This window comes from Streptomyces sp. NPDC001617, assembly GCF_053596855.1.
Genome location: NZ_JBSFHA010000051.1, coordinates 62,398 through 81,654 on the forward strand (window position 1 = coordinate 62,398; position 19,257 = coordinate 81,654).

Below are 19,257 nucleotides of genomic sequence, written 5' to 3' on the forward strand. Positions count from 1 at the left end.
TCCCGGCCGCTGAACAGCGCGAAAGGTGGTGGACAACGCCGAGCGGCAACCGGACAGCGCGTCGGCACGAGACACCTGGTGTGACGATGAGGCGCACGATGCCGTGAGCCGGAGGTGAGTCACGGGGGTGGCAGCGGAGCGCGGCCGATGTCGTCGTGGCGCCGTGGTGGGTCAGGTGTTCCAGGGGTCCGTTCGCAGGTGGCGGTCGAAGAAGCGCTCGATCAGCTGGGGGGTCAGCCGCACGGAGCCCACGGCGTCCGGGAAGTGTGAGGACCGCACCGTGGCCGTCATGGGGTTCAGTTCCCAGGCGCCGGTGTTGAGGAGGCCATGGTCGGCGCCGCGCACCAGCAGCAGATGGGACTCGGCGCCCGCGGCGACCAGGGTGTCGTGGAGGCGGCGGCTCTGGGCCGGGCCGATGAGCAGGTCGGCGTCGCCGTGCAGGAGCAGCACGGGCGGCACCCGCGGGTGGGCCTGCCGGGCCGGGCTGGCCTCGACCGCGGCGGCGGCCCGGTCCGACGGCGGGCCGTCCAGCAGGCCCCACGCCGGATCGGAGGGATCCACGCCCAGCATTCCACCGGGCAGCGCGTCCTCATTGAGCCGGAGCAGGTCGGTCGGGGGATAGCCCGCCACCACCGCGCGTACGCCGGGCACCGCGGGGGAACCGTCGGCGTCGGTGGCGAAGGCCGTGAGCAGTGCGAGGTGCGCGCCGGACGAGCTGCCCCACAGGCCGATCGACGCCGGGTCCAGGCCGTGGGTGTCCGCGAGGTCGTGCAGGTGGTCCAACGCGGCCTGTACATCGTGCAGTTGCGCGGGCCAGACGGCGACCTCGGAGGAGCGGTATTCGATGTCCGCCATGGCGTATCCGCGTTCGGCGAAGAGCCGGGTCAAGCGGGGCCCGTAGCCCCGGCGTTGATGCCGCCAGCCGCCACCCGGCAGCCATACGATCACGGGGGTGGGGGCCGACGCGGACGACGTCGGCAGGTACAGATCCATCCGCAGGTCCGCGCCCGGTGCCGCGCCGTAGGCGATGTCGCGTACCACCCGGACGGACGTCGGGTCGACCCTCTCGGGCGGGAGCGGTGCCCGGCTGAGCCCTTCCATGAAGCGGCCCATGACCGCCGCGTTGTTCGCCGCCACGGCCGTCGGGTCGAAGGTGTGCGGCTGCTGTGAGGTCTCACTGGTCAACGGCTGGTCCTGTCCTGGTCATGGCGAGGAGGGGGAGGGCACGACGCTTGTGTTCACGGTGTTCGTCGAGCCGTTGCCGGTAGTGCGGTGCGAGCCTGTCCGGGGTCCAGTCGAAGTCGTCCGCCAGCCGCACGTCCACCGCGGAGACACCGGGCAGAGCCGTGAGCCGGACCTGGGCCTCGGTCGCGAACGAGCCGATGAGCACGCAGCTCGGCTCGGTCACGCCGACGGTGACCGCGATGCGCTGACCGCCGGCGCCGTCGTCCTGTACGCGAACGTCACCGACGAGTCCCATGTCGTCGAGTCCGGCGGGGACTCCCGCGGTGATGCTGCACGGATCGAGGATCTCGTTGAGCGTCGCGCGGACCTGGGTTTCCGTGACCGTCATCGGGCACCGGCCAAAGCGTCGTCGACCGGGGCGACGCGTCCGCCCCACGGCTCCTGGAGTTCGGTGGTGTCGAACTCGTCGCCTCGGATGCGCTCGCGGAGGTCCTTCTCGTCGATGCCGTGCATCCGCAGGAAGTTGCGGCCGAGGATGTCGGCTTTGATCTCCTTGGTGAGCTCGGGCAGCCCGTACTCCTCGATCAGGTCACGGGGCATCTCGAAGTTCCAGAACGCCTCGATCGCCGGCCGGGGGTGGACGGCGTCGCAGCCGGTCGCCCAGATGATCCGCTCGGCGGCGCCGGCCTGGAGGAAGGCACCCATTGCCTGGGCGAAGCGGCGGGGCGCGTAGACCGCCATGAACGACGTGGCCTCCAGGTTGACCCATATGTTGCGGAAGGACTCCAGCTGAAGGGCCGTCTCCTCGACGAAGGCCATGCCGCCGTGGACGACTTCGAAGGTGAGGTCGGGGAAGGCCAGCGCGGCGGCTTCCACGTCGCTCATCCCGAGGGCGGAGGTCGGCCCGGGGCCGACCGGGAGGGCCTTGTGGATGGCCACGACCTTCAGACCGTGCTGCCGTGCCCGCTCCAACAGCGGGAAGCAGATCTCGGGGTCACCCATGTCCAGCGCGGTCACCCGGCCCTCGACGACGTCGATCGGATAGAGCTTGAGGGCGTTGACCCGGTGCCTCTCCACCAGCTCGTCCACCCGGTCCAGGGCGCCGGGGCGCAGCGGGGACACCGCGCCGTAGATCAGCACGCGCTCCGGCCACTTCTCGCGCATCTCAAGGCCGAAGCCCAGTGCCGAGCCCCCGTCCCGGAAGTGGCCGTAGATGGGCGTTTCGTGGTATGCGATCACGTCGGTCTGGCTCTCCGCGAGCAGGGCCCGGCCGATGATGTCCGCGCCCGCGCCCTGCATGTAGGTGGAGCGTTCGAGGGTGTATTCGGGGCCGCTGACCCGCTTGTGCAGGCCGTAGAGGTGCTCGCCGATGGCCGCTCCGATGTGCGGGTTGACGCAGTTCTCGGGCCGGAAGTTGTAGTTGTGGGCCACGCCCTCGACGACGAGGAAGTCCTCGATCATGGTCGTTCTCCTTTGGTGTCACGGGTGGCAGAGCCGCTCACGCGGTCAGGTCCTTCAGGCCTTCCAGGGCGCGGGAGGCGAGTCGTTCGTCGGTCTCGGCGTCGGCTCCGCCGACGCCGACGGCACCGATGACCTCGCCGTCGTCCACGGTGATGGGCACCCCGCCCGGTACGCCGAGGAGGCCGGCGTCGACGTGGTGCACGGGCGCGACCGCCATCGCGGGTGACGCGGCGAAAGCGGCGAACTTCGAGGTCGGCACGCCGGTGACGGCGGCGGTGTAGGCCTTGCGGCGCGCGGTCTCGATCCCGATGGGGCCGACTCCGTCGTCGCTGAGCAGCACCTTGGTGATGCCGCTGCGGTTGACGACCGCCACGCAGATCCGCGCCCCCTCGGCCCGGGCCGCGTCCAGCGCGGCCTCGGCCGCCTTGTGCGCGATGGCGTACGACAGCGGTTCCCTCATCCCGCGGTCCTCTCATGGAGCGGGGCACCGGAGGCTGCCGGGATCGCGCGGATCAGGTCCGAGGCCTTCTCCGCCACGGCGATGACGGTGGCGTTGATGTTCGCGCCGGGCACGGTCGGCAGGACCGACGCGTCGACGACACGGAGTCCGTCGATGCCGCGCACCCGCAGCTCGGGGTCGACGACCGCGGTCTCGGAGGTTCCGATGGCGCACGTGCCGCAGGCGTGGTTGGCGGAGTAACCGGTCTCGCGCAGATAGCGCTCGAAGTCGGCGTCGGTGCGCACGTCGGGGCCCGGTGCGAGCTCCGCCCGGATCATCGGGGAGACCTCCGGGCTGCGCAGGAGGGCCAGCGTGGTGCGCACGGTTTCCCGCAGCGCGGCGACGTCCTCCGGCTCGGTGAGCAGGTTGAACGTGATCCGCGGCGGGGCGGCCGGGTCGGCGGAGCCCAGCCTGACCTCGCCGCGGCTGCGGGGGGTCGCGACGGCGTTGAGGGCCACGCAGTGCCGGTCCTTCAGCGGCCGGATGCCGGGGAACCACGGCCGGGCGTCGAAACCGCCGGCCAGGATGCCGAGGAACCCGTCGGGACGGTCCAGGTCGGGGCGGGTGCGAATGTACGCGGAGAGGAACTCGGGCATCCCGGCCAGCGGACCGTTCCCCGTGAGCAGCCAGCGGAGCGCGCCCACCGCCGCGCGGTCGGCGCGCAGGTGCTCGTGGAAGGTCACCGGATCCCTGACGTCGAACAGCACGGGAGCCGCCGGGTGGTCCTGGAGGTTGGCGCCGACGCCGGCCAGGTCCGCCACCGGTTCGATGTCGTGCTCGCGCAGGTGATCCGCCGGTCCGATGCCCGAACGCATCAGCAGCTGCGGCGAGTTGTAGACACCCGCGCAGACCACGACCTCGCGGGCGGCCCGGATCACCCGGCTCTGTCCGCCCTTCGCGACACTGACGCCCGTCACGCGTCCCCGGTTGAGCACGAGCGTGTCCACCAGCACCCCGGTGAGCAGGGCGAGGCCGGGGCGTCGCCGCAGCGCCGGGCGCAGGTACGCGGCGGCGGTGCTGTGCCGTCGCCCACGGTGGATGGCGTTTTCGACCTGGCCTGCTCCGGTGGGGTCCCCACTCTGGGTGTCGTCGGGGAACTCGATGCCCAGCGATCGGGCGGCGCGGTCCAGACGGCGGCCGAAGGGACCTCGCCGGACGGTGGTCGACACGGTGACGGGTCCGTCCCCGCCGTGGTGCTCGGTGTCCCCGCGCCAACTGCTCTCCGAGCGGCGGAAGTACGGCAGCAGGTCATCCCAACCCCAGCCTGTCGCACCGGACTTGACCCAGTCGTCGTAGTCGAGGCGGTGCGCGCGGACATGGGTCGAGCCGTTGATCGATCCGGTGCCGCCGACCAGCCGGCCCCGCGGGACGGGGATACGCCTGCCGTTCAGGCCCGGTTCGGGCTCCGACTCGTAACCCCAGCCGATGTCCTTGCGTCCCGACAGCAGCCCGACCCCGAGGGGGAGTTGAACGAGCAGATCGCGGTCCGCGGGCGGGCCGGCCTCGATCAGCAGCACCCGTGTCCCGGTGTCCGCGGACAGGCGCGCGGCGAGGACGCAGCCGGCCGTACCCGCGCCGACGACGACGTAGTCGTACTCGGCGCCGTGCCCGGCGCTCATACGGAGGGTCCTGCGCTGGGTCCGGACATCTCGTCTCCTTCGGCTCTGGAGGTAACGCGCGCTGGAGGAGCTGCGGAAAATCGCGGGGAGGCGGTCGCCGGCTCGGCACGTTCTCAGGTGTTGTCGCGAGGTGCGGCCAAGTCCGCGAGCGGGGCGTCACCTCGGTGCCGGGTCACCGTAACAAGGGCGTCCGGCGATCCGACAGGGGTCTGCAAGTAATTCATCAAACCAGGTCGGGGCCATTGACAGTTTTTCATCAGAGCCGTACAACGGCATGAAACGCCTCAGGGGCGCACACCGCTCGCCGTGCCTGTCCGTCCCTGTCCGAGCGTGCCGGAGAGCCGCCGCACGCTCGTCCCGTAACGCCTCGCGACAGCGCGAAGCAGCCTCGACCGCGGGCTGTCCGACCCCCTCGAACAGCCCGCGTACACGCGTCCCCACTGCCTCAACGCCGAGGAGATATGGTCCACATGACCGACACGACCGTGCCCGACACGGGAACCGGCTACGGCCGTAAGCCCTCCTCCCACGACGCCCGCCTGACCGAGGTCGGCCCCGGCACCCCGATGGGCGAGGCGCTGCGCCGCCACTGGCAGCCGATCGCCAGCTCCACCGCCCTGACCAGTGACGTTCCGCACCGCGTGCGCCTGCTGGGCGAGAACCTGATCGTCTTCCGGGACGGCCGGGGCCGCCCCGGCGTCGTCTTCGAGCGGTGCGCGCACCGCGGCAGCAGCCTCTTCTACGGTCGCGTCGAGGAGGACGGCATCCGCTGCTGCTACCACGGCTGGAAGTTCGACGTGCAGGGCCACTGCCTGGACCAGGCCTGCGAACTCGACGGCGGCAAGCGCCGCAATCTCGCACGTCAGCCGTGGTATCCGGTGGAGGAGGCCTACGGCCTGGTCTTCGTCTACATGGGCCCGCCCGAGCTCAAGCCCCCGCTGCCGCGCTACGACAGCCTCGAACCCTTGGGCGAGGGAGAGAGCTACCACACCAGCTGGATGGTGCCCGGCGCCGAGGTCATCGGTCTGGAGCAGGACTACAACTGGCTCCAGCTGTTCGAGAACGCCGTCGACCCCGTGCACGCGGCGTGGCTGCACTCCAACCACAGCGGGTTCCAGTTCCAGGGCACCGGTACGACCGGCTTCCCCGAGCACTACTACGACCACCGCACCGCCGCCGAGCGCACCACATACCACCGCACCGACAACGGCGTGAAGTACGTCTGGCGCTACCAGGACACCGAGGGCGACGGTGGCGCACCCGTCGACCTGGAGTGGTCGGTGGAGTGCATGCTGCCCAACATCATCGCCCTGCCCGACTTCATCCGCTCGACCCCCGACGTGCGCAACGACATGCTGATCTGGGTCGTCCCCGCCGACGACACCCACCACCGGCTGGTCTTCTCCATCCGCTCCGCCGACCCCGAGCGGGCCACGTCCTTCATGTTCGGCATCAAGCAGAACGGCAAGGACGGCTGGCAGCTGAGCGAGGAGGAGAAGCAGCGCTTCCCCGGCGACTACGAGGCCCAGTGGTCACAGGGCCCCATCACCCAGCACTCCGAAGAGACCCTGGCGCCGTCCGACAAGGGCGTCGTCATGCTCCGGCGCATGCTGCGCACGATGCTGGACGACGTCGAGGCCGGACGCACCCCGCTCGGCGTCGCCACCCCCGGCGAGCCGGTCCGCCGTGTGGAGGCCGGCCTCGTCACCCGGCCGGAGGCGCCCACGGGGACGGACCGGGTGGCAGGGCCCACGGCGGCAGGGGCGTGACCGGAGCGTGAGCACCACCTGGACGGACGCGGTCGTCGTGGCCCGGTACGACGCCACGCCGAGAATCGCGGTCTTCGACCTCGCCCGGGCCGACGGCGACGAACTGTGGGAGTACGAGCCGGGCGCCCACATCGACGTACAGGTCGGTACGGCGGGACTGATCCGGCAGTACTCCCTGTGCGGACCACCGGGCATCCGCAAGCAGTACCGGCTCGCGGTCCTCGACGAGCCCGCCTCGCGCGGCGGTTCACGCGCCATGCACGCCCTCGCCGAGGGCGACACGCTGCGCATCGCCGCACCGCGTAACCGCTTCGGCCTGACGTCCGCGCGCCGGCACGTGCTTCTCGCGGGCGGCATCGGCATCACCCCGCTGCTGTCGATGGCCCAGAGCCTCGACGCCACGGGGGGCGACTACCACCTGCACTACTGCGCGCGCAGCCGGAGCGAGGCCGCCTTCCTCGCCGACCTGGAGAACCACCCGCGGGTCACCCTCCACTTCGACGACGAGCCCCCGGAGCAACGCCTGGATCTGGGAAGCGACTTGGGGGACCCTGCTCCCGGGACCGCGGTCTACGTCTGCGGCCCCGGCGGGTTCATGGACTACGCGCTGGGGCGGGCGGCCGAGCTCGGATGGCCCGCGTCCGCCCTGCACAAGGAGCGCTTCAGCGCCTCGCCCCCGGTCGCGGCCGAGCCCGGCGGGGGAGGGGAGGGCGGATTCACCGTGCGCCTGTCCTCCACGGGAGCGGAGTACCTCGTTCCCGAGGACCAGAGCGTCCTGGACGTCCTGCTGGCGAACGGCGTCGAGGCGCCCAACTCGTGCGGACAGGGCATCTGCGGCGAATGCATCGTGCGGGTGCGCGCCGGTGAGCCCGACCACCGGGACGACGTCCTGACCGACGAAGAGCGCGGGGAGGGTCTGTTCACCCCGTGCTCGTCCCGGTCGAAGTCCCCGATCCTGGAGCTGGAACTGTGACCACCTCATCGACCGCGGCAGAAGCCCTCGATGCCGCTGCCCCCGTCCCCGCCTCCGTTCCCGCCACGGTCGAGGAGGCCGAGGCCTCCTGGCTCGCCGCACAGACCCTCCCGGACCCGGAACCGGCGCTCCGTGCCCTGATGCATCCCGACTGCGTGATCGTGCACTCGGCGGTGGGCCACATCCACGGCGTCGACGACTGGTTGCGGTACGCGGCACGCCTGGGCCGCACCAGTCAGGTGGACACCCATGACGTGACCGTCCAGCGCTTCGGCACCACGGCCGTGGTCAGCTGTCTCCAGGAGATGCGGGTCGCCTTCGTGCCCGAGCTCACCCCGTTCGTCATCCAGGCCGCCGTCACCCGGGTCTGGGTGCGCTCCCCGTCGGGCGGCCGGCAGCTGGCGCACCTCCAGATGGCCCGGCGGCTCCCGCCCGGCTGAGCGGCGCACGGACTCCCGGAACCCGAGGATCCGGTCGGGGCTCCGGTGGTCGTCAGGGCTGGGGCTCGCCGTCCACCGGCGAGCTCTCGTCCTGTCCCGCCTGTGTCGCTGTTGTCGCTTCGGCGAGCGCGGAGACGATCCGGCCCACCTGCTCCGCGTAGTGGTCGATGAACTCCGGTGATTCTGGATCCTGTTGGCCGAGTTCACGGGCGATCCACGGGATGGCCACCGGAGCGATCGAGGCGGCGAAGAAGACGAGGGCCACAGCCCCCACGTCGAGGTCGCTCCGGAATTCACCGCGCGCCTGCCGCTCGCGGAGTTCCTCGACGTGCTTGAACAGCTCGGCGGCCCGCTCGTCCTCGGCGGGCGGGCGCGTGCCGGGCTCTTCGCGCGTCAGCGTGTGCACCCACGCGGGGTCCTCATGCGCCCAGTGGACGTAGCGCCGCGCGGCATCCGCGAAGGTACGGGCCTGGCTGACGCGCATGGACTCCTCGAGCCACTGATCGCTCAGCGCCTCGTACAGCCCGCGCTTGCCCCCGAAGTAGTAGGTGATCAGCTGATGGCTGACGCCGGCCGACTCCGCGATCCGCACGACCCGGGCCCCGTCGAATCCGTGGGCGGCGAACTCCGCGCCGGCGGCGGCCAGAATGGCCCGCCGCGTGCCCACCGGGTCGCGCTGACGACCGGGATCATCGGGGTGCCTCCGGCGCTGCTGCCTGCCGGACGCCGCTCCCGACTTTCCTGATGTCGCCTCTTCCCCTGTCACATGGACGACCTTACCGGCGGCCTTGTTGGACAGGCCAACTACTTGCGGTGTCCGTTGTGCTCACCACCGCGGCAACGGTCGTGGGTCGGCGGGGCAGTACCTGTTTGCTTGCAGTCGACGGGCACCCGGCTCCACGTGCCCTCGATGACGCGGCCCCCGCTGTCGGCGTACCGGCGGACTGCTGCACGAACCGTTTGATCAGTGGGCGCTACGGCGCACCGCCTGTGCGCTCCGCCGTCAGGCCGAATACTGCGACTCCACGGGGTCGACGACGTCGACGAGATGGAGCGCCGCCCACAGAATGCCCTGCTGTTCTTTGACGCTCCGTCCCAGCATCTCTTCAGCGCGTCGGATGCGGTACACGACGGTGTTCTTCACCACGTCGAGCCGCGCCGCTGCTGTCGCGGGGCTGCAGTTGCATTCGAGGTAGACGCGTACGGTCTCCCGGAGCAGCGCCTCTCGCGGATGTCCCAGGGCTTTGAGCTCGTCCCGGACGAAGTCCTGCGCCCGCTCCGGGTCCGAGGTGAGCAACGCCGCGAGCCGGACGTCCTCGAAGAAGACTGTGCGGCCGCGTGAGCGGGCGGCCGAGTACAGCGTGACGCGGGCCGCTGCCTTCGCCTCTTCGTGCGTGGCTCGGAAGCCATCGAGGCCGCGCGATGGGCGACCGACCGCGACCAGGGCACCCGGCACCACGGGGATCGAGCGGACCGCCGCACTCCGCGGGTCGGTGAACCCGCCCCATGCCCATACCTCGCGATCGTCCGACGGGATCACCAGGTGCGCGGTCGCGCCGATGCGCGTCAAAAGCTTGGCGGCGACCCGATCGAGTCCCTCCGGCTCCGCGTCGTCGTCGCGCGCGTCGCGTCGCAGTATCAGGCCGACATGGGTCCGGTTCGCGAGCTCGTACCGCAGCACCTTGGCGGGGTCCAGGTCCGTGTGCTCGCCACGCAGCAGCGTCCTGACCAGCTCCCCACGCGAGCCGTCGATGCTCGTGAGCCATGCTTGCTCCTCGGCCGCGTATGCGGCGCTGCATGCGAGCGAGAACGAACTCACGAGGTCGACCAGAAACCGCGACAGGTCGGAGAGTCCCTCCGACTGCTGATCGGCCGGCACAAGGCGGCGGAACTCACAGACAAGGGCGTCGCTGAAGCGAGCATGGGAAGCTCGCTGGAACGCGAGTATGCGCTCGAGCGGAATCCGTTGTCTCACCGCTCGGGCGATCTGTCGGGTGGTCTCCGGGGGGACCGTCGTGGGGACCGGCCGGCCGAGGCAAAGAGCCACCAGTGCCTCCATGACGACCGCCTCGGCGGTGGGGCGCAGCTCTTCCGTGGCCTCTGCGCGGCGCAGGGCAAGGACGTCGGGGTCGACTGCGAGCGCCGCGAGCTCGTGACAGAACTCGACGGCCCACGAGGACGCCCCGATTCCGATGCCGGCAACGGTCCGGTTCCAGGTCTCCGGGAGGCAGGTCGGCTCGAGCTCATCAGGGGGAGCGGTGGGGTGCAGCCGACATACCCAGGACCCGGTGGCGGACATCCGCATCCCCTCTCGCATCGTCGCGAGCGCCCGAGGTGGTCGGGCCTGCCTGCAGGACACTCTCTGCGCGCATCCCGCTGAAGGGGCGGCGCTGGCGGGAGGGGCGGGGACGGTGCTCCGACCCTCCCTTCGATTCAGCCCATGTTATTGCCTGGCCTCGGGGTACAGCTCGATCGCGGAGTGCAGGATGCGCTCCCACGTGGTGTCGTTCACTTCGAGGATGTTGCCGTCCGGGTCCTTGACGTAGGCGTATTTCGCGGGGTCGCTCGGAGCCCACCCGGCCGGATCGCCGAAGCTCTCCCCGCCGTTCTCCGCTGCACGCGCCAACGTGGCCTCGACGTCGTCGACGGCGATGGCGAAGTGCATGAACGACGCCTCCGGCTGCGGCACGCCGATCGTAGGGTTGCGATCGGGGAGGAACTGGAACAGCTCGAGGCCGAAGCCGTCGGGCAGCTCGATGAATCCGATCCGGTAGTCGGTGTCCTTCAGACCGAAGATGATCTCGGTCATCTGCTTGCCGGTGTGGTACGGGTGGAGGACTTCCTTACCGCCGAATGTCTCGACGTAGAACCTCGTGGAGCGCTCGATGTCCGAGACGCGTACGGCCAGGTGCTGGACACTCGCCATCAGAAGCGCCCTTCTTCGACCCGCTCGTGCAGGCTCGCTGCCCGATCCGCCAGTGGGTACGAAAAGTCCTCGTCGACCATCGTCACCAACTCTTCCGTCGTTTCGTCGTAGGACTGCGCGTTCGTCGAGCAGCCGTCTCTCATGCTCGTTCGGCGCGCGCCGATTTCGCTTGCCTCCCTGGGGCAATCCGCTGCGCCGGATTTGGCGGATCGGGGCAAGCGACGCGCGGGTGTGGGGGGATTGACTCGATCCACTCCTCATCCCACGGCAACGAGGCCGGGTGAGAAGGAGCGGACGAAGGGAACGACGATGTCGTCGAACGACGCAACCGCTGTGATCGGCGATCTCCGGGTACCGGAGCCGGGCCTCACCCCGCAGCAGGTCATCGCCCGTGCCGCGGCGATGCGCCCGACTCTCCGCGAGAATCGCGTGAAAGCAGCGGAGGAGGGCAAGTACTCCGCCGAAATCCACAAGGCGTTCGAGGACGCCGGCTTCTACCGCATCGTGCAGCCGCGGAAGTACGGCGGGTACGAGTTCGGCCTGGAGACGTACTACCGGACGATGATCGAGATCTCGCGCGGAGACCCCGGCATCGGCTGGTGCCTGACCCTGGGGACCGGTCACACGATCCCCCTGGTCGCGCACTTTCCGGAGGAGGTCGTGCGGGAGGCCTTCGGCGAGGACGGCGTCTTCATCGCGCCGCACTCCGCCACCCCCCGAGGCGCGCTCGTCCCCACGGAAGGCGGTTTCCGCCTCACGGGGGTGTGGCCGTACTCGTCCGGTGTCCCGTACTCGACCCACGCGATGGTGAGCACGATCATCCTGGCCGAGGGCAGTGACCCCGTCCCGGCCGTGGTTCTCCTCGGGCGCGGCGATTACACCGTACGGGACGACTGGGGAGCGCACGCCACGATGGCCCTCGGCGCGAGCGGGTCGAACACGGTCGTCGTGGAGGACGTCTTCATCCCGGCCGAGAAGGTGTCTCCCCTGTTCGAGTGGGGATTCTCGAACTTCCCTGAAGGCACGCACGGCACCCGTTCCACCGGTAACCCCTTGTATCTGGGCCAGATCCAGCCGCTGTATCCGGCTTCGCTCGCGGCTGTCCAGGTCGGTGCGGCGTGGGCGGCGCTCGATGCCTATGAGGAGACCATCCTGACCAAGAAACGCCTGTACCCGCCGCTGGTCGAGCGGTACAAGCACGAAGAGGGCCAGAGGATCTGGGGCCAGGCGCGGGCGACGATCGACGCCGCGCAGGCGGTCCTTCTCACTGCGGCCCGCGACTACGAGCGCCTGGGCGAGCGTTGGCTGAGCGGCGACCTTCCGTCCTTCGAGGACTGGGTCGCCCTCGGCAATGTGCTGTACGCGTCGTGTCGGCTGTCGCACGAGGCCACTGAACTGCTGTTCCGCTCGGTGGGCTCCTCGGTGGCGCGGAAGGGCCTGCCGCTGCAGGACTACTTCCTGGTGACGCAGATGTCGAAGGCGCAGATCGCGGAGCACGTGCCCGTCATCACCGTGACGACGGCGAGGGCCCACTTCGGGCTGGACTTGAACACCATCTAGGGCCAACGAGCCATTCCAACCTGCCGCTGGGGCACGGCAGTTGGGCTGACAATGCGGTGAAGCCCCTGGTGGATGGCTCCTCTACCAGAGACTCAATGTCCTCGCTCGGCCGTCGGGCGTCGACGTGTCCGACTCTGCCTCGCGTGTGCGCACCTGGCAGTTGCGGTGACGCCGCCGCGAGATCGGCTCCCGTTGGCGGGCACGAACAGTCGCGTCTGCAGGCGCTCGCTCCTGAGCCCGGCACGCGCGCTCGGAAGCGCCCTCGCCACAGCGGCCCCTCTTCGGCCACGACCATCCTGTCGCCGGTGGCGATCACGTCTCCGCCCGCCGACCGGGAACCGCAGGAAGCGAACGGCATCGCGGCAGCCTTCACGACCGGGCGCTGTGGCAGGGCTTCCATTGCGTCTCGGGTGCGCCATTGTTCGGCATCCGTTACCAGAAGGAAGCCCTGCTCATGCGGCACTTCTTCATGCCCGCCAACCGCTTCGGCCGCATCGCCCGCAGCACTTTGGTCCGCGCCGCCTCCACCCCGGTCGGCGCCAAGCTCGGCAAAGCCCTGATGGGCTGACATCTCACCAGAAAGAGGAAAGCGAATGACTCGGACGATCGAGACAGTGGTCGACCGCTACATGACGACCATCGACCGCGCGGTGCACGAGCCCGAAGCACTGAAGCAGCTTGAGGCGGTGTTCGCGCCGAAGGCCACTGTGCAGTTCGGCGAACTCCCTCCGGTGACCGGCCTGGCCGACATCACGGAGTTCTACCGAAACCTCTACTCGGACATGGCCGACAGCAAGCACGTGTGGACCACCACGGTGCTCGACGAAGGAACGATCGAGGTCCGCTTCATAGCGGCGTGGCGTGCCGCCGACGGCCGACTCGGATCGCAGAGCGGCGTCGAGCACGTGACCGTCGACGCGGACGGGCTGATCACGGAGCTGCACGTGCTTATCCCGAAGAACGACGGCGTCTGACCGGCGGGGCGGGGCGGGAGCCGGTGGTTCCGATCTTCCCCCGGTTCCCGTCCCCCGCCGTAGAACGACGTGACACTCGACCCAACACGGCGTGATGCCGAGTCGTTCCGCGAGTTCGTGGGTGCTGACGCCGTACTTCTCCCGCAGCGGCATGAACGCCATCGCGCACGCGGTCGAGGCCCTCTACGCCCCGGACGCCTCCCCGGTCATCGACCTGATGGCCGAGGAGGCGTCCGGGCACTGACCGCCGCGCTCCCGGACCTCGTCGCCGACGGCGCCGACCTCGACGCCCGCGCCCGTGCCCAGTACGGCCCGTGGCTGTGCGGCGCCTGCCTCAGGGCCACCACCATGTCCCTGCACCACAAGCTCTGCCACGCCCTCGGCGGCACCCTCGACGTGCCCCACGCCCCCACCCACACCGTGGTCCTCCCGCACGCCCTCGCCTACAACCAGGTCGCGGCGCCCAAGGCGGTGGCCGCGTTCAGCCGCGCTCTGGGCACCTCCGCCGACCCGGCCTCGTACCTGTGGGACCTCGCCGGCGGCTCGGCGCCCCGCGGTCCCTGCGCGAACTCGGCATGGCCGAGGACGACATCGACCGGATCGTCCAGGTCACGCTGGCCAACGCCTACGCCAACCCCCGCGAGGTGACCGCGGACGGCCTCGGCCACCTCCTGCGCGCCACCTGGTCCGGACAACCCCCGACCGCCTGAGGACACGCCCGCCCCAGCGGCGCAGCCGGATCACGTTCGACGCCGACAAGCACGAACAAGGTCATCGCGTCCACAGCCGAGACTGTGGCGGACGCCGACAACGAATTCGCCCGCCAGTTCCTGGCCGATGAGCTCGAGGTGGAGATGCCGCGGCGACCGGCACGAAAACCGCGTCTTCAACAAGTCCACCCGGAACTTCGGCCCGCTGCCCACGACGGCGAGCCGTATCACCCGCGCGGACGGGGAGGAACGGGTCGAGCCCGGCGACACCGAGCCCGACACCGTGAAACAAGCTGAGCGGAAGCGGAGAGACGCCACGCGTGCTGCGCGAGACGTTGCGGGTGTACCTGCAATCCCAACTGCCGACCGCAGGACGTGACTCGCGCTGTGTTCGTGGCCAAGAAGACCGTCATCTGTCGCGTCAAGCGCACGGAGGAACTGCTCGGCTGGAGATCAGGACCGGGCAACTCGAACTGGGCGCCGCGTTGCGCCTCGCGGCCGTCATCGGCCCAGACGAACTCTTCCGCCCTGACCCCGCAACCAGTCGCTCGAGGAGACGTTGGTTCGTCGGCGCAATCGGCAAAGGACAATTTGGTGAGATCGGGCAAGAGGGCAGGTCGGCCCTTCGCGTTCCATGAATACATCGTTTCGTCGATGTTGACTGGAGACGCCGCCGATGTCTGAACTCACCAATGACAAGCAGGCGCGAGAGCACCTCGCGCTGATCGACGAACTTTCTCTGGAGCCGGGGCTGTCGCCTGACGGTTTCCGCGAGGCGTTCCGTAACCATGCGGGCGGCGTCGCCGTAGTGACCGCTGACGCCGGCCGAGGTCCGGTCGCCCTGACCGCGACATCGGTGATATCGGTGAGCGCAACGCCCCCTCTTCTCGTGTTCTCCGCCTCGACCCTCTCTTCGTCGACGTCGACGATCCTGGAGTCGTCGTCCGTGGTCGTACACCTACTGGGGGCCGGTCAGGTCGACCTCGCACGTCTTTGCGCGACGAGCGGAGCGGACCGCTTCGCGGACACCGCCGCTTGGACCCGGCTGCCGACCGGCGAGCCGCACTTCGTCGCGGCTCCGGTAAGCATCCGGGGGAGGATCGCGGCCACCTGCACGGTCGGGGCTTCGACGCTCGTCGTCGTCAACGCCACCCACGCGCACCATGCGCCGACGGGCGCCGACGCCCGAAGTGACGCTTCGGGTCCGCTGGTTTACCACAACCGGACCTGGCATCAGCTGAGCGAGCTGTCCCAGTTGGTCCCCGCCGCGTACTAACGCGATCGCATCTCGATACACACCCACCGCGCCAGAGCCGAAGTCAGGCGGATCGCCGCCCTGAACAGGAGCTCCTTCATGACGATCCACGCAGTCAGTGCCACGGAAGCGGCAGCCGATGCGGCAGGCAGACGTGGGAAACCGACGATCACCGCACATGGCCTGATCTCCTCTTCCGGGAGCATGTGTGGAACACGACGCCGATCAGCCAGTCCGTCCCCATCGAAACGACGACGGGGGCGACGGCGGATACCGGCTCACCGGCAGGTGGGCGTTCGCCTCCTGCGGCCACCAGGCACAGTGGACGCTGACCGCTTTCAGGATGGTGGACGACGTCAGGCAGCCACGGGAAGTCCTATTCGCCCTTGTACCCGCGGACGACCTCACGATCGACCTGAAGATCTTCGCAGGACTGGCAACCTGGCTCCTGAAGAAAGGCCGGGTACCGGGCTCCGATCGGCACTCTCACCGCCCCGGGCACCGTGGAACCGCTCACGGGAATGGCCGAAGGGGCCTGGTTCCGCAGCGCCGTCGCCCTGCTCCTCGACATCGGCGGCGCCCGCAGCTTCGCGTTCTCCAACCCGCTCCAGTGAGTGGGGCGCTCCCGCGAGGTTCGCCAGCCGCCACGGCCTCAACAACACCCTGATGGACCGGGAGGGGCGTGCATTGAGCAGTGTGCATCGTGAAATTTGCAGCTCAGGTGGGGTGGTGTGCGGGCATCTTGCCGTGCTCGCGCTGGTCGGTGGCGGGTGTCCACGATGAAGATCGTCTGATTGGGTGGCCGGAGCCGTTGTCGGGTTCTGCTGCGCCGATCGCCGTGCCGCTCTTACGATCCGTCACCGGGCCGGTACGCCGGGAAGGCGCGGGGAAGGCGTGGGTATGCACCGACGAACCGCGAAGTCTCACGGTGACCGACAATTTGGCCGACGTCATCCGGCCGCAGTCAGCACGAGCATCCCGGACATCACGCATACCAGACCCGTGAACTGCAACTTCACGATGCACGGCGCTCAACGGCGCTCGGCTGGAGCTTCGGCCTCGTCTCCGTCACCGCGATGATCACCGACGCCGCGCCGGTGGCCACCCGCGCCAAGACCCAGAGCATGGTCGACGTCTCCATCGCCATCGCCGACGCCACCGGGGGCCTCTCCTCCGGTCTCGTCGACTCCGCCGCCAGCTACCCCGTCCTCGCCCTCACCGGCGGCATCCTCGCCCTCGCCGCCGCCGTGGCCGCCACCGCGAGCAGCCGGTGAGCCGTCCCACCCCGCCCGCCGAAGCCGACCACCGGATACGACGCTCGGGGCGGCTGCGAGTCGCCCTTTGCGCGGACCACCGGATCGCCGGCCGACGACGCCAGACTGGGCCAGCCGCAGATCCTTCTTGGCTGCCCGCCTGATCAGCCACTCCAGGCCAAGGACCTGGTCGGCATGCCATCTCCGACGAGGCGCTCGCCATCGGTCTGGTGGACAGGGGTGTGCCGACCGCCGAGATGTAGGGAACAGGCCCCGTTTCCGGGGGCGAATAACTCGGCCGCCTGCATCCGGCGTACTCGCGAAAGGCCCGTCGCTCCGCAATGAGCCCCCTTGCGGATACATCATGCGACCGGCCCTAACGCGACAGCCGCATGTCAGCCTCCTGACATCACGTCATCAAGGTCAGTAACGGACCGGTCCGGCGATGGCGGCCGTGTTCGAGGGGTGACCAGTTGGTGCAGGTGCCGAGGTGGGCGGTGACGGTCGATGGGGTCGGCCAGCATGGCGGTGATCTCTGGGGCGGCAGTGTGTGGATGTCGCTTTCTCCGGCCGGGAGCCGGATGTGGTCGTCACTGTGCATTCGGCCTGCGGAGGGCCGTGAAGCGATGCTCGGTCTCGTCGAGAGCAGTGAGCTGAGCGAGGATTTCTCCCGAGGAATCCCCGATGACCTTCTGCAGGAACGGTGTGCGGTCGAGGAGGGCATCGCGTACGTGCCGCAGTGGTGCCGGTGCGTGGTGGAAAACCTGGCCCAGCATCCATGCCTGCTGGACCTGGCGGGCGGTGTGCGGCTTGCGCGGTGCCTCGAACGCGTCGAGTGCGGCCCGCACGGCGGTGTAGTCGGACAGGTCTACTCCGGCCAGGCGGCGGCCGAGGAAGTAGCCGTCCTCGGTGGCCATCCCGGCACCGTAGGCGGCGTAGGGCGAGGTGGCGTGGGAGGCGTCGCCGACGAGCGTGGCCCGGCCCTTCGACCACTGCTTGATCGGCTTGCGGTCGCGCAACACCCAGTGCTGCACGTTCTCCGGGTCGGTGGCGGCGATCAGCTGCGGCAGCGGGGCGGCGAAGTCGGCGCCCATCGCTGTGGCGGTGGCGTGCCGGTCTCCCGTGAACTCCTGGCGGGCGTCGTGAGCGCTGAGGACCCACCACTGGAATCCGTCGCGACCCTTGTGCCGGATGTCGGTCCAACTGCCCTGCACCGTCCGGTTGTGGGAGATGACGCACAGGCCTCTCTCCGCCCGGACGTCCTCGTCGAAGGTATACCCGCCGAAGATGTGCAGGTTGTGCTCGCGCTTGGGTGTATCGCCCCACAGGGTGCGCCGGACGAGAGAGTCGATGCCGTCCGCGCCCACCACGACGTCGACCTCGATGACATCGCCGTCGGCCATGTGCAGCCGCATGCCGGTCTCGTCCTGCTCAAAGCCGTCCACCGCGCGATTGACCTGCAGCATGCCCGGCGGCAGTGCGGCGAGCAGCCGTTCGTAGAGTCCCGGCCGGAGCAGACCGATGAACCCGCCGCCGTATCTCTGCACCACGTCCTCGGGGAGTTTCACCCGTGCCCGGGTGCGGCCGGCCGCGGAGCGGAACTCCGTGTGGCAGGGCGCACCGAGATCGGTGGTGTCCACGCCGAGCAGGCCGAGCGCCTTGATGGGCGCCGGCCAGAGATTGAGGATGTTGCCGGCCGGCCGGGCCTGCGGATAGCGCTCCAGCAGGATCACGTCATGGCCGGCCTGGCGCACCGACAGGGCGGTGGCCATACCGGCCGGGCCGGCGCCGATGACGGCGACGCGACCGGGCTTGATGGGGGCGGTACGCACAGGAGGCTCCTCGGTGGGATGGGTCGTGCAGTTTTCGCCGGGCCCGGCGTGCTGCGCTGTGGGCAAGAGCGGTGGGGGTCGGCCTGGGGCGCCGGTGTGTCAGCCGGAGTCGGACACCCGGTGGATGGTGAGGGCGGGAGTGCCCTCGACCGGCTGTGCGGTGCGCGCCAGGAATTCCTTGGTGCGCGGGTGGGTCGTGTGTGCCTCGAGTGCGTCCTGATCCCGCTAGATCTCCAGGCTGACGATCGTGTCCTCGTCGTCGATGTCGGAGAAGAATCCGTAGGAGTGGCATCCGTCCTTGGCGCGGGTGGCAGCGGCCATCTCGCGGGCGGCAGAGATCAGGTTCTCCCTTCGTCCGGGGAGAGCTCGGGCACTGCCCATCGAAATGATCATGAATGTTCCTGTTGTCGTGGTCGTCGGCACCATCCGGAACCGTCAGGCATCAGGAGCGGTTCAGCAGGCAGCCGTGAAGCTGTCCAGGCGCAGTGGAACGCCGGTGCGAGCCGCGATGTCCTCGATGGTCACGTGCGGGGCCGTCTCGACGAGGGCGAGGCCATGTTCGGTGACGTCGAGGACGCAGAGATCGGTGATGATCCGGTGGACGCAGCGCTCGCCGGTGAGGGGCAGAGTGCATTCGGTGAGAATCTTGGGGCTGCCGTCCTTGGCGGTGTGTTCCATCAGGACGATGACCCGGCGGGCGCCGTGGACCGCTGCTGCCGCAAAGACGGGCCTCAGGACACCAATCGTCCGCTTCCTCCCGGCCCGCCCGGCAGCCGCCGTACCGCGAAGATCGTCGTGTCG

General features: G+C 69.6%; 18 protein-coding genes and 3 pseudogenes. 10 read left to right on the top strand and 11 right to left on the bottom strand.

Going from position 1 to position 19,257, the window contains the following annotated elements:
* Window positions 1-171: 171 nt before the first annotated feature.
* The 5 genes from ACWC09_RS32205 to ACWC09_RS32225 are packed head-to-tail and all read right to left on the bottom strand — an operon-like array spanning window position 172 to window position 4,764.
* On the bottom strand, window positions 172-1,185 hold the full coding sequence (locus tag ACWC09_RS32205) for an alpha/beta hydrolase fold domain-containing protein (RefSeq protein ID WP_450854446.1): 1,014 nt from the start codon (window positions 1,183-1,185) through the stop codon (window positions 172-174).
* Complete coding sequence (locus tag ACWC09_RS32210) at window positions 1,175-1,573, bottom strand: metal-sulfur cluster assembly factor (protein ID WP_450854447.1); 399 nt, start codon at window positions 1,571-1,573, stop codon at window positions 1,175-1,177. The genes ACWC09_RS32205 and ACWC09_RS32210 overlap by 11 nt, the downstream gene beginning before the upstream one ends.
* Window positions 1,570-2,646 carry an amidohydrolase family protein gene (locus ACWC09_RS32215; RefSeq protein ID WP_450854448.1) on the bottom strand — a complete coding sequence of 359 codons (1,077 nt, stop codon included), beginning with the start codon at window positions 2,644-2,646 and terminating at the stop codon, window positions 1,570-1,572. The genes ACWC09_RS32210 and ACWC09_RS32215 overlap by 4 nt, the downstream gene beginning before the upstream one ends.
* A gap of 37 nt (window positions 2,647-2,683) precedes the next feature.
* On the bottom strand, window positions 2,684-3,106 hold the full coding sequence (locus ACWC09_RS32220; RefSeq protein WP_450854449.1) for a GlcG/HbpS family heme-binding protein: 423 nt from the start codon (window positions 3,104-3,106) through the stop codon (window positions 2,684-2,686).
* The gene (locus tag ACWC09_RS32225) at window positions 3,103-4,764 is read right to left on the bottom strand and encodes a GMC family oxidoreductase (protein ID WP_450854450.1); all 1,662 of its coding nucleotides are present in this window, start codon (window positions 4,762-4,764) and stop codon (window positions 3,103-3,105) included. Before ACWC09_RS32225 ends, ACWC09_RS32220 begins: the two co-directional genes overlap by 4 nt.
* 470 nt (window positions 4,765-5,234) lie before the next feature.
* On the opposite strand from ACWC09_RS32225, the gene ACWC09_RS32230 reads away from it, so the two are divergent.
* The 3 genes from ACWC09_RS32230 to ACWC09_RS32240 are packed head-to-tail and all read left to right on the top strand — an operon-like array spanning window position 5,235 to window position 7,946.
* Window positions 5,235-6,533 (top strand): Rieske 2Fe-2S domain-containing protein, encoded by a 1,299-nt coding sequence (locus ACWC09_RS32230; protein ID WP_450854451.1) that lies wholly within the window; start codon window positions 5,235-5,237, stop codon window positions 6,531-6,533.
* Between the two features lie 7 nt (window positions 6,534-6,540).
* On the top strand, window positions 6,541-7,506 hold the full coding sequence (locus tag ACWC09_RS32235; protein ID WP_450854452.1) for a PDR/VanB family oxidoreductase: 966 nt from the start codon (window positions 6,541-6,543) through the stop codon (window positions 7,504-7,506).
* The gene (locus ACWC09_RS32240) at window positions 7,503-7,946 is read left to right on the top strand and encodes a nuclear transport factor 2 family protein (protein WP_450854453.1); all 444 of its coding nucleotides are present in this window, start codon (window positions 7,503-7,505) and stop codon (window positions 7,944-7,946) included. Before ACWC09_RS32235 ends, ACWC09_RS32240 begins: the two co-directional genes overlap by 4 nt.
* 52 nt (window positions 7,947-7,998) lie before the next feature.
* Here ACWC09_RS32240 and ACWC09_RS32245 read toward each other — a convergent pair whose 3' ends face one another.
* The 3 genes from ACWC09_RS32245 to ACWC09_RS32255 form a co-directional block, all read right to left on the bottom strand.
* Window positions 7,999-8,613, bottom strand: a complete 615-nt coding sequence (locus ACWC09_RS32245) for a TetR/AcrR family transcriptional regulator (protein WP_450854454.1) — start codon at window positions 8,611-8,613, stop codon at window positions 7,999-8,001.
* A gap of 336 nt (window positions 8,614-8,949) precedes the next feature.
* The gene (locus tag ACWC09_RS32250; RefSeq protein WP_450854455.1) at window positions 8,950-10,245 is read right to left on the bottom strand and encodes a PucR family transcriptional regulator; all 1,296 of its coding nucleotides are present in this window, start codon (window positions 10,243-10,245) and stop codon (window positions 8,950-8,952) included.
* 144 nt (window positions 10,246-10,389) lie between these two features.
* Window positions 10,390-10,872, bottom strand: a complete 483-nt coding sequence (locus ACWC09_RS32255; protein ID WP_450854456.1) for a VOC family protein — start codon at window positions 10,870-10,872, stop codon at window positions 10,390-10,392.
* A 309-nt stretch (window positions 10,873-11,181) separates the two neighbouring features.
* On the opposite strand from ACWC09_RS32255, the gene ACWC09_RS32260 reads away from it, so the two are divergent.
* The 7 genes and pseudogenes from ACWC09_RS32260 to ACWC09_RS32290 form a co-directional block, all read left to right on the top strand.
* Window positions 11,182-12,432, top strand: coding sequence for an acyl-CoA dehydrogenase family protein (locus ACWC09_RS32260; protein WP_450854457.1), 1,251 nt, complete (start codon window positions 11,182-11,184; stop codon window positions 12,430-12,432).
* Window positions 12,433-12,850: 418 nt separating this feature from the next.
* Window positions 12,851-13,000, top strand: coding sequence for a hypothetical protein (locus ACWC09_RS32265; RefSeq protein ID WP_450854458.1), 150 nt, complete (start codon window positions 12,851-12,853; stop codon window positions 12,998-13,000).
* Window positions 13,001-13,025: 25 nt separating this feature from the next.
* Window positions 13,026-13,406 carry a nuclear transport factor 2 family protein gene (locus ACWC09_RS32270; RefSeq protein WP_450854459.1) on the top strand — a complete coding sequence of 127 codons (381 nt, stop codon included), beginning with the start codon at window positions 13,026-13,028 and terminating at the stop codon, window positions 13,404-13,406.
* 130 nt (window positions 13,407-13,536) lie between these two features.
* Window positions 13,537-14,116: pseudogene (locus ACWC09_RS32275) on the top strand (maleylacetate reductase); the annotation flags it as partial.
* A 676-nt stretch (window positions 14,117-14,792) separates the two neighbouring features.
* The gene (locus ACWC09_RS32280; protein WP_450854460.1) at window positions 14,793-15,392 is read left to right on the top strand and encodes a flavin reductase family protein; all 600 of its coding nucleotides are present in this window, start codon (window positions 14,793-14,795) and stop codon (window positions 15,390-15,392) included.
* Between the two features lie 1,019 nt (window positions 15,393-16,411).
* Window positions 16,412-16,645 (top strand): annotated as a pseudogene (locus ACWC09_RS32285) (MFS transporter); the annotation flags it as partial.
* A 12-nt stretch (window positions 16,646-16,657) separates the two neighbouring features.
* A pseudogene (locus ACWC09_RS32290) lies at window positions 16,658-16,884 on the top strand (enoyl-CoA hydratase-related protein); the annotation flags it as partial.
* 330 nt (window positions 16,885-17,214) lie between these two features.
* Here the strand turns inward: ACWC09_RS32290 and ACWC09_RS32295 are convergent.
* The 3 genes from ACWC09_RS32295 to ACWC09_RS32305 form a co-directional block, all read right to left on the bottom strand.
* On the bottom strand, window positions 17,215-18,456 hold the full coding sequence (locus ACWC09_RS32295) for an FAD-dependent oxidoreductase (RefSeq protein WP_450854461.1): 1,242 nt from the start codon (window positions 18,454-18,456) through the stop codon (window positions 17,215-17,217).
* A 225-nt stretch (window positions 18,457-18,681) separates the two neighbouring features.
* The gene (locus ACWC09_RS32300) at window positions 18,682-18,837 is read right to left on the bottom strand and encodes a putative quinol monooxygenase (protein ID WP_450854462.1); all 156 of its coding nucleotides are present in this window, start codon (window positions 18,835-18,837) and stop codon (window positions 18,682-18,684) included.
* 72 nt (window positions 18,838-18,909) lie between these two features.
* A partial coding sequence (locus ACWC09_RS32305) for a CoA-transferase (RefSeq protein WP_450854463.1) occupies window positions 18,910-19,257 on the bottom strand: 348 nt, incomplete at its 5' end.

Bases quoted from the DNA above. Each gene is read 5' to 3' on its own strand.
- ACWC09_RS32250 (WP_450854455.1), bottom strand. From the start codon at position 10,245: ATGTCCGCCACCGGGTCCTGGGTATGTCGGCTGCACCCCACCGCTCCC.
- ACWC09_RS32255 (WP_450854456.1), bottom strand. From the start codon at position 10,872: ATGGCGAGTGTCCAGCACCTGGCCGTACGCGTCTCGGACATCGAGCGC.
- ACWC09_RS32225 (WP_450854450.1), bottom strand. From the start codon at position 4,764: ATGAGCGCCGGGCACGGCGCCGAGTACGACTACGTCGTCGTCGGCGCG.
- ACWC09_RS32300 (WP_450854462.1), bottom strand. From the start codon at position 18,837: ATGGGCAGTGCCCGAGCTCTCCCCGGACGAAGGGAGAACCTGATCTCT.
- ACWC09_RS32230 (WP_450854451.1), top strand. From the start codon at position 5,235: ATGACCGACACGACCGTGCCCGACACGGGAACCGGCTACGGCCGTAAG.
- ACWC09_RS32220 (WP_450854449.1), bottom strand. From the start codon at position 3,106: ATGAGGGAACCGCTGTCGTACGCCATCGCGCACAAGGCGGCCGAGGCC.
- ACWC09_RS32270 (WP_450854459.1), top strand. From the start codon at position 13,026: ATGACTCGGACGATCGAGACAGTGGTCGACCGCTACATGACGACCATC.
- ACWC09_RS32215 (WP_450854448.1), bottom strand. From the start codon at position 2,646: ATGATCGAGGACTTCCTCGTCGTCGAGGGCGTGGCCCACAACTACAAC.
- ACWC09_RS32260 (WP_450854457.1), top strand. From the start codon at position 11,182: ATGTCGTCGAACGACGCAACCGCTGTGATCGGCGATCTCCGGGTACCG.
- ACWC09_RS32280 (WP_450854460.1), top strand. From the start codon at position 14,793: ATGTCTGAACTCACCAATGACAAGCAGGCGCGAGAGCACCTCGCGCTG.
- ACWC09_RS32210 (WP_450854447.1), bottom strand. From the start codon at position 1,573: ATGACGGTCACGGAAACCCAGGTCCGCGCGACGCTCAACGAGATCCTC.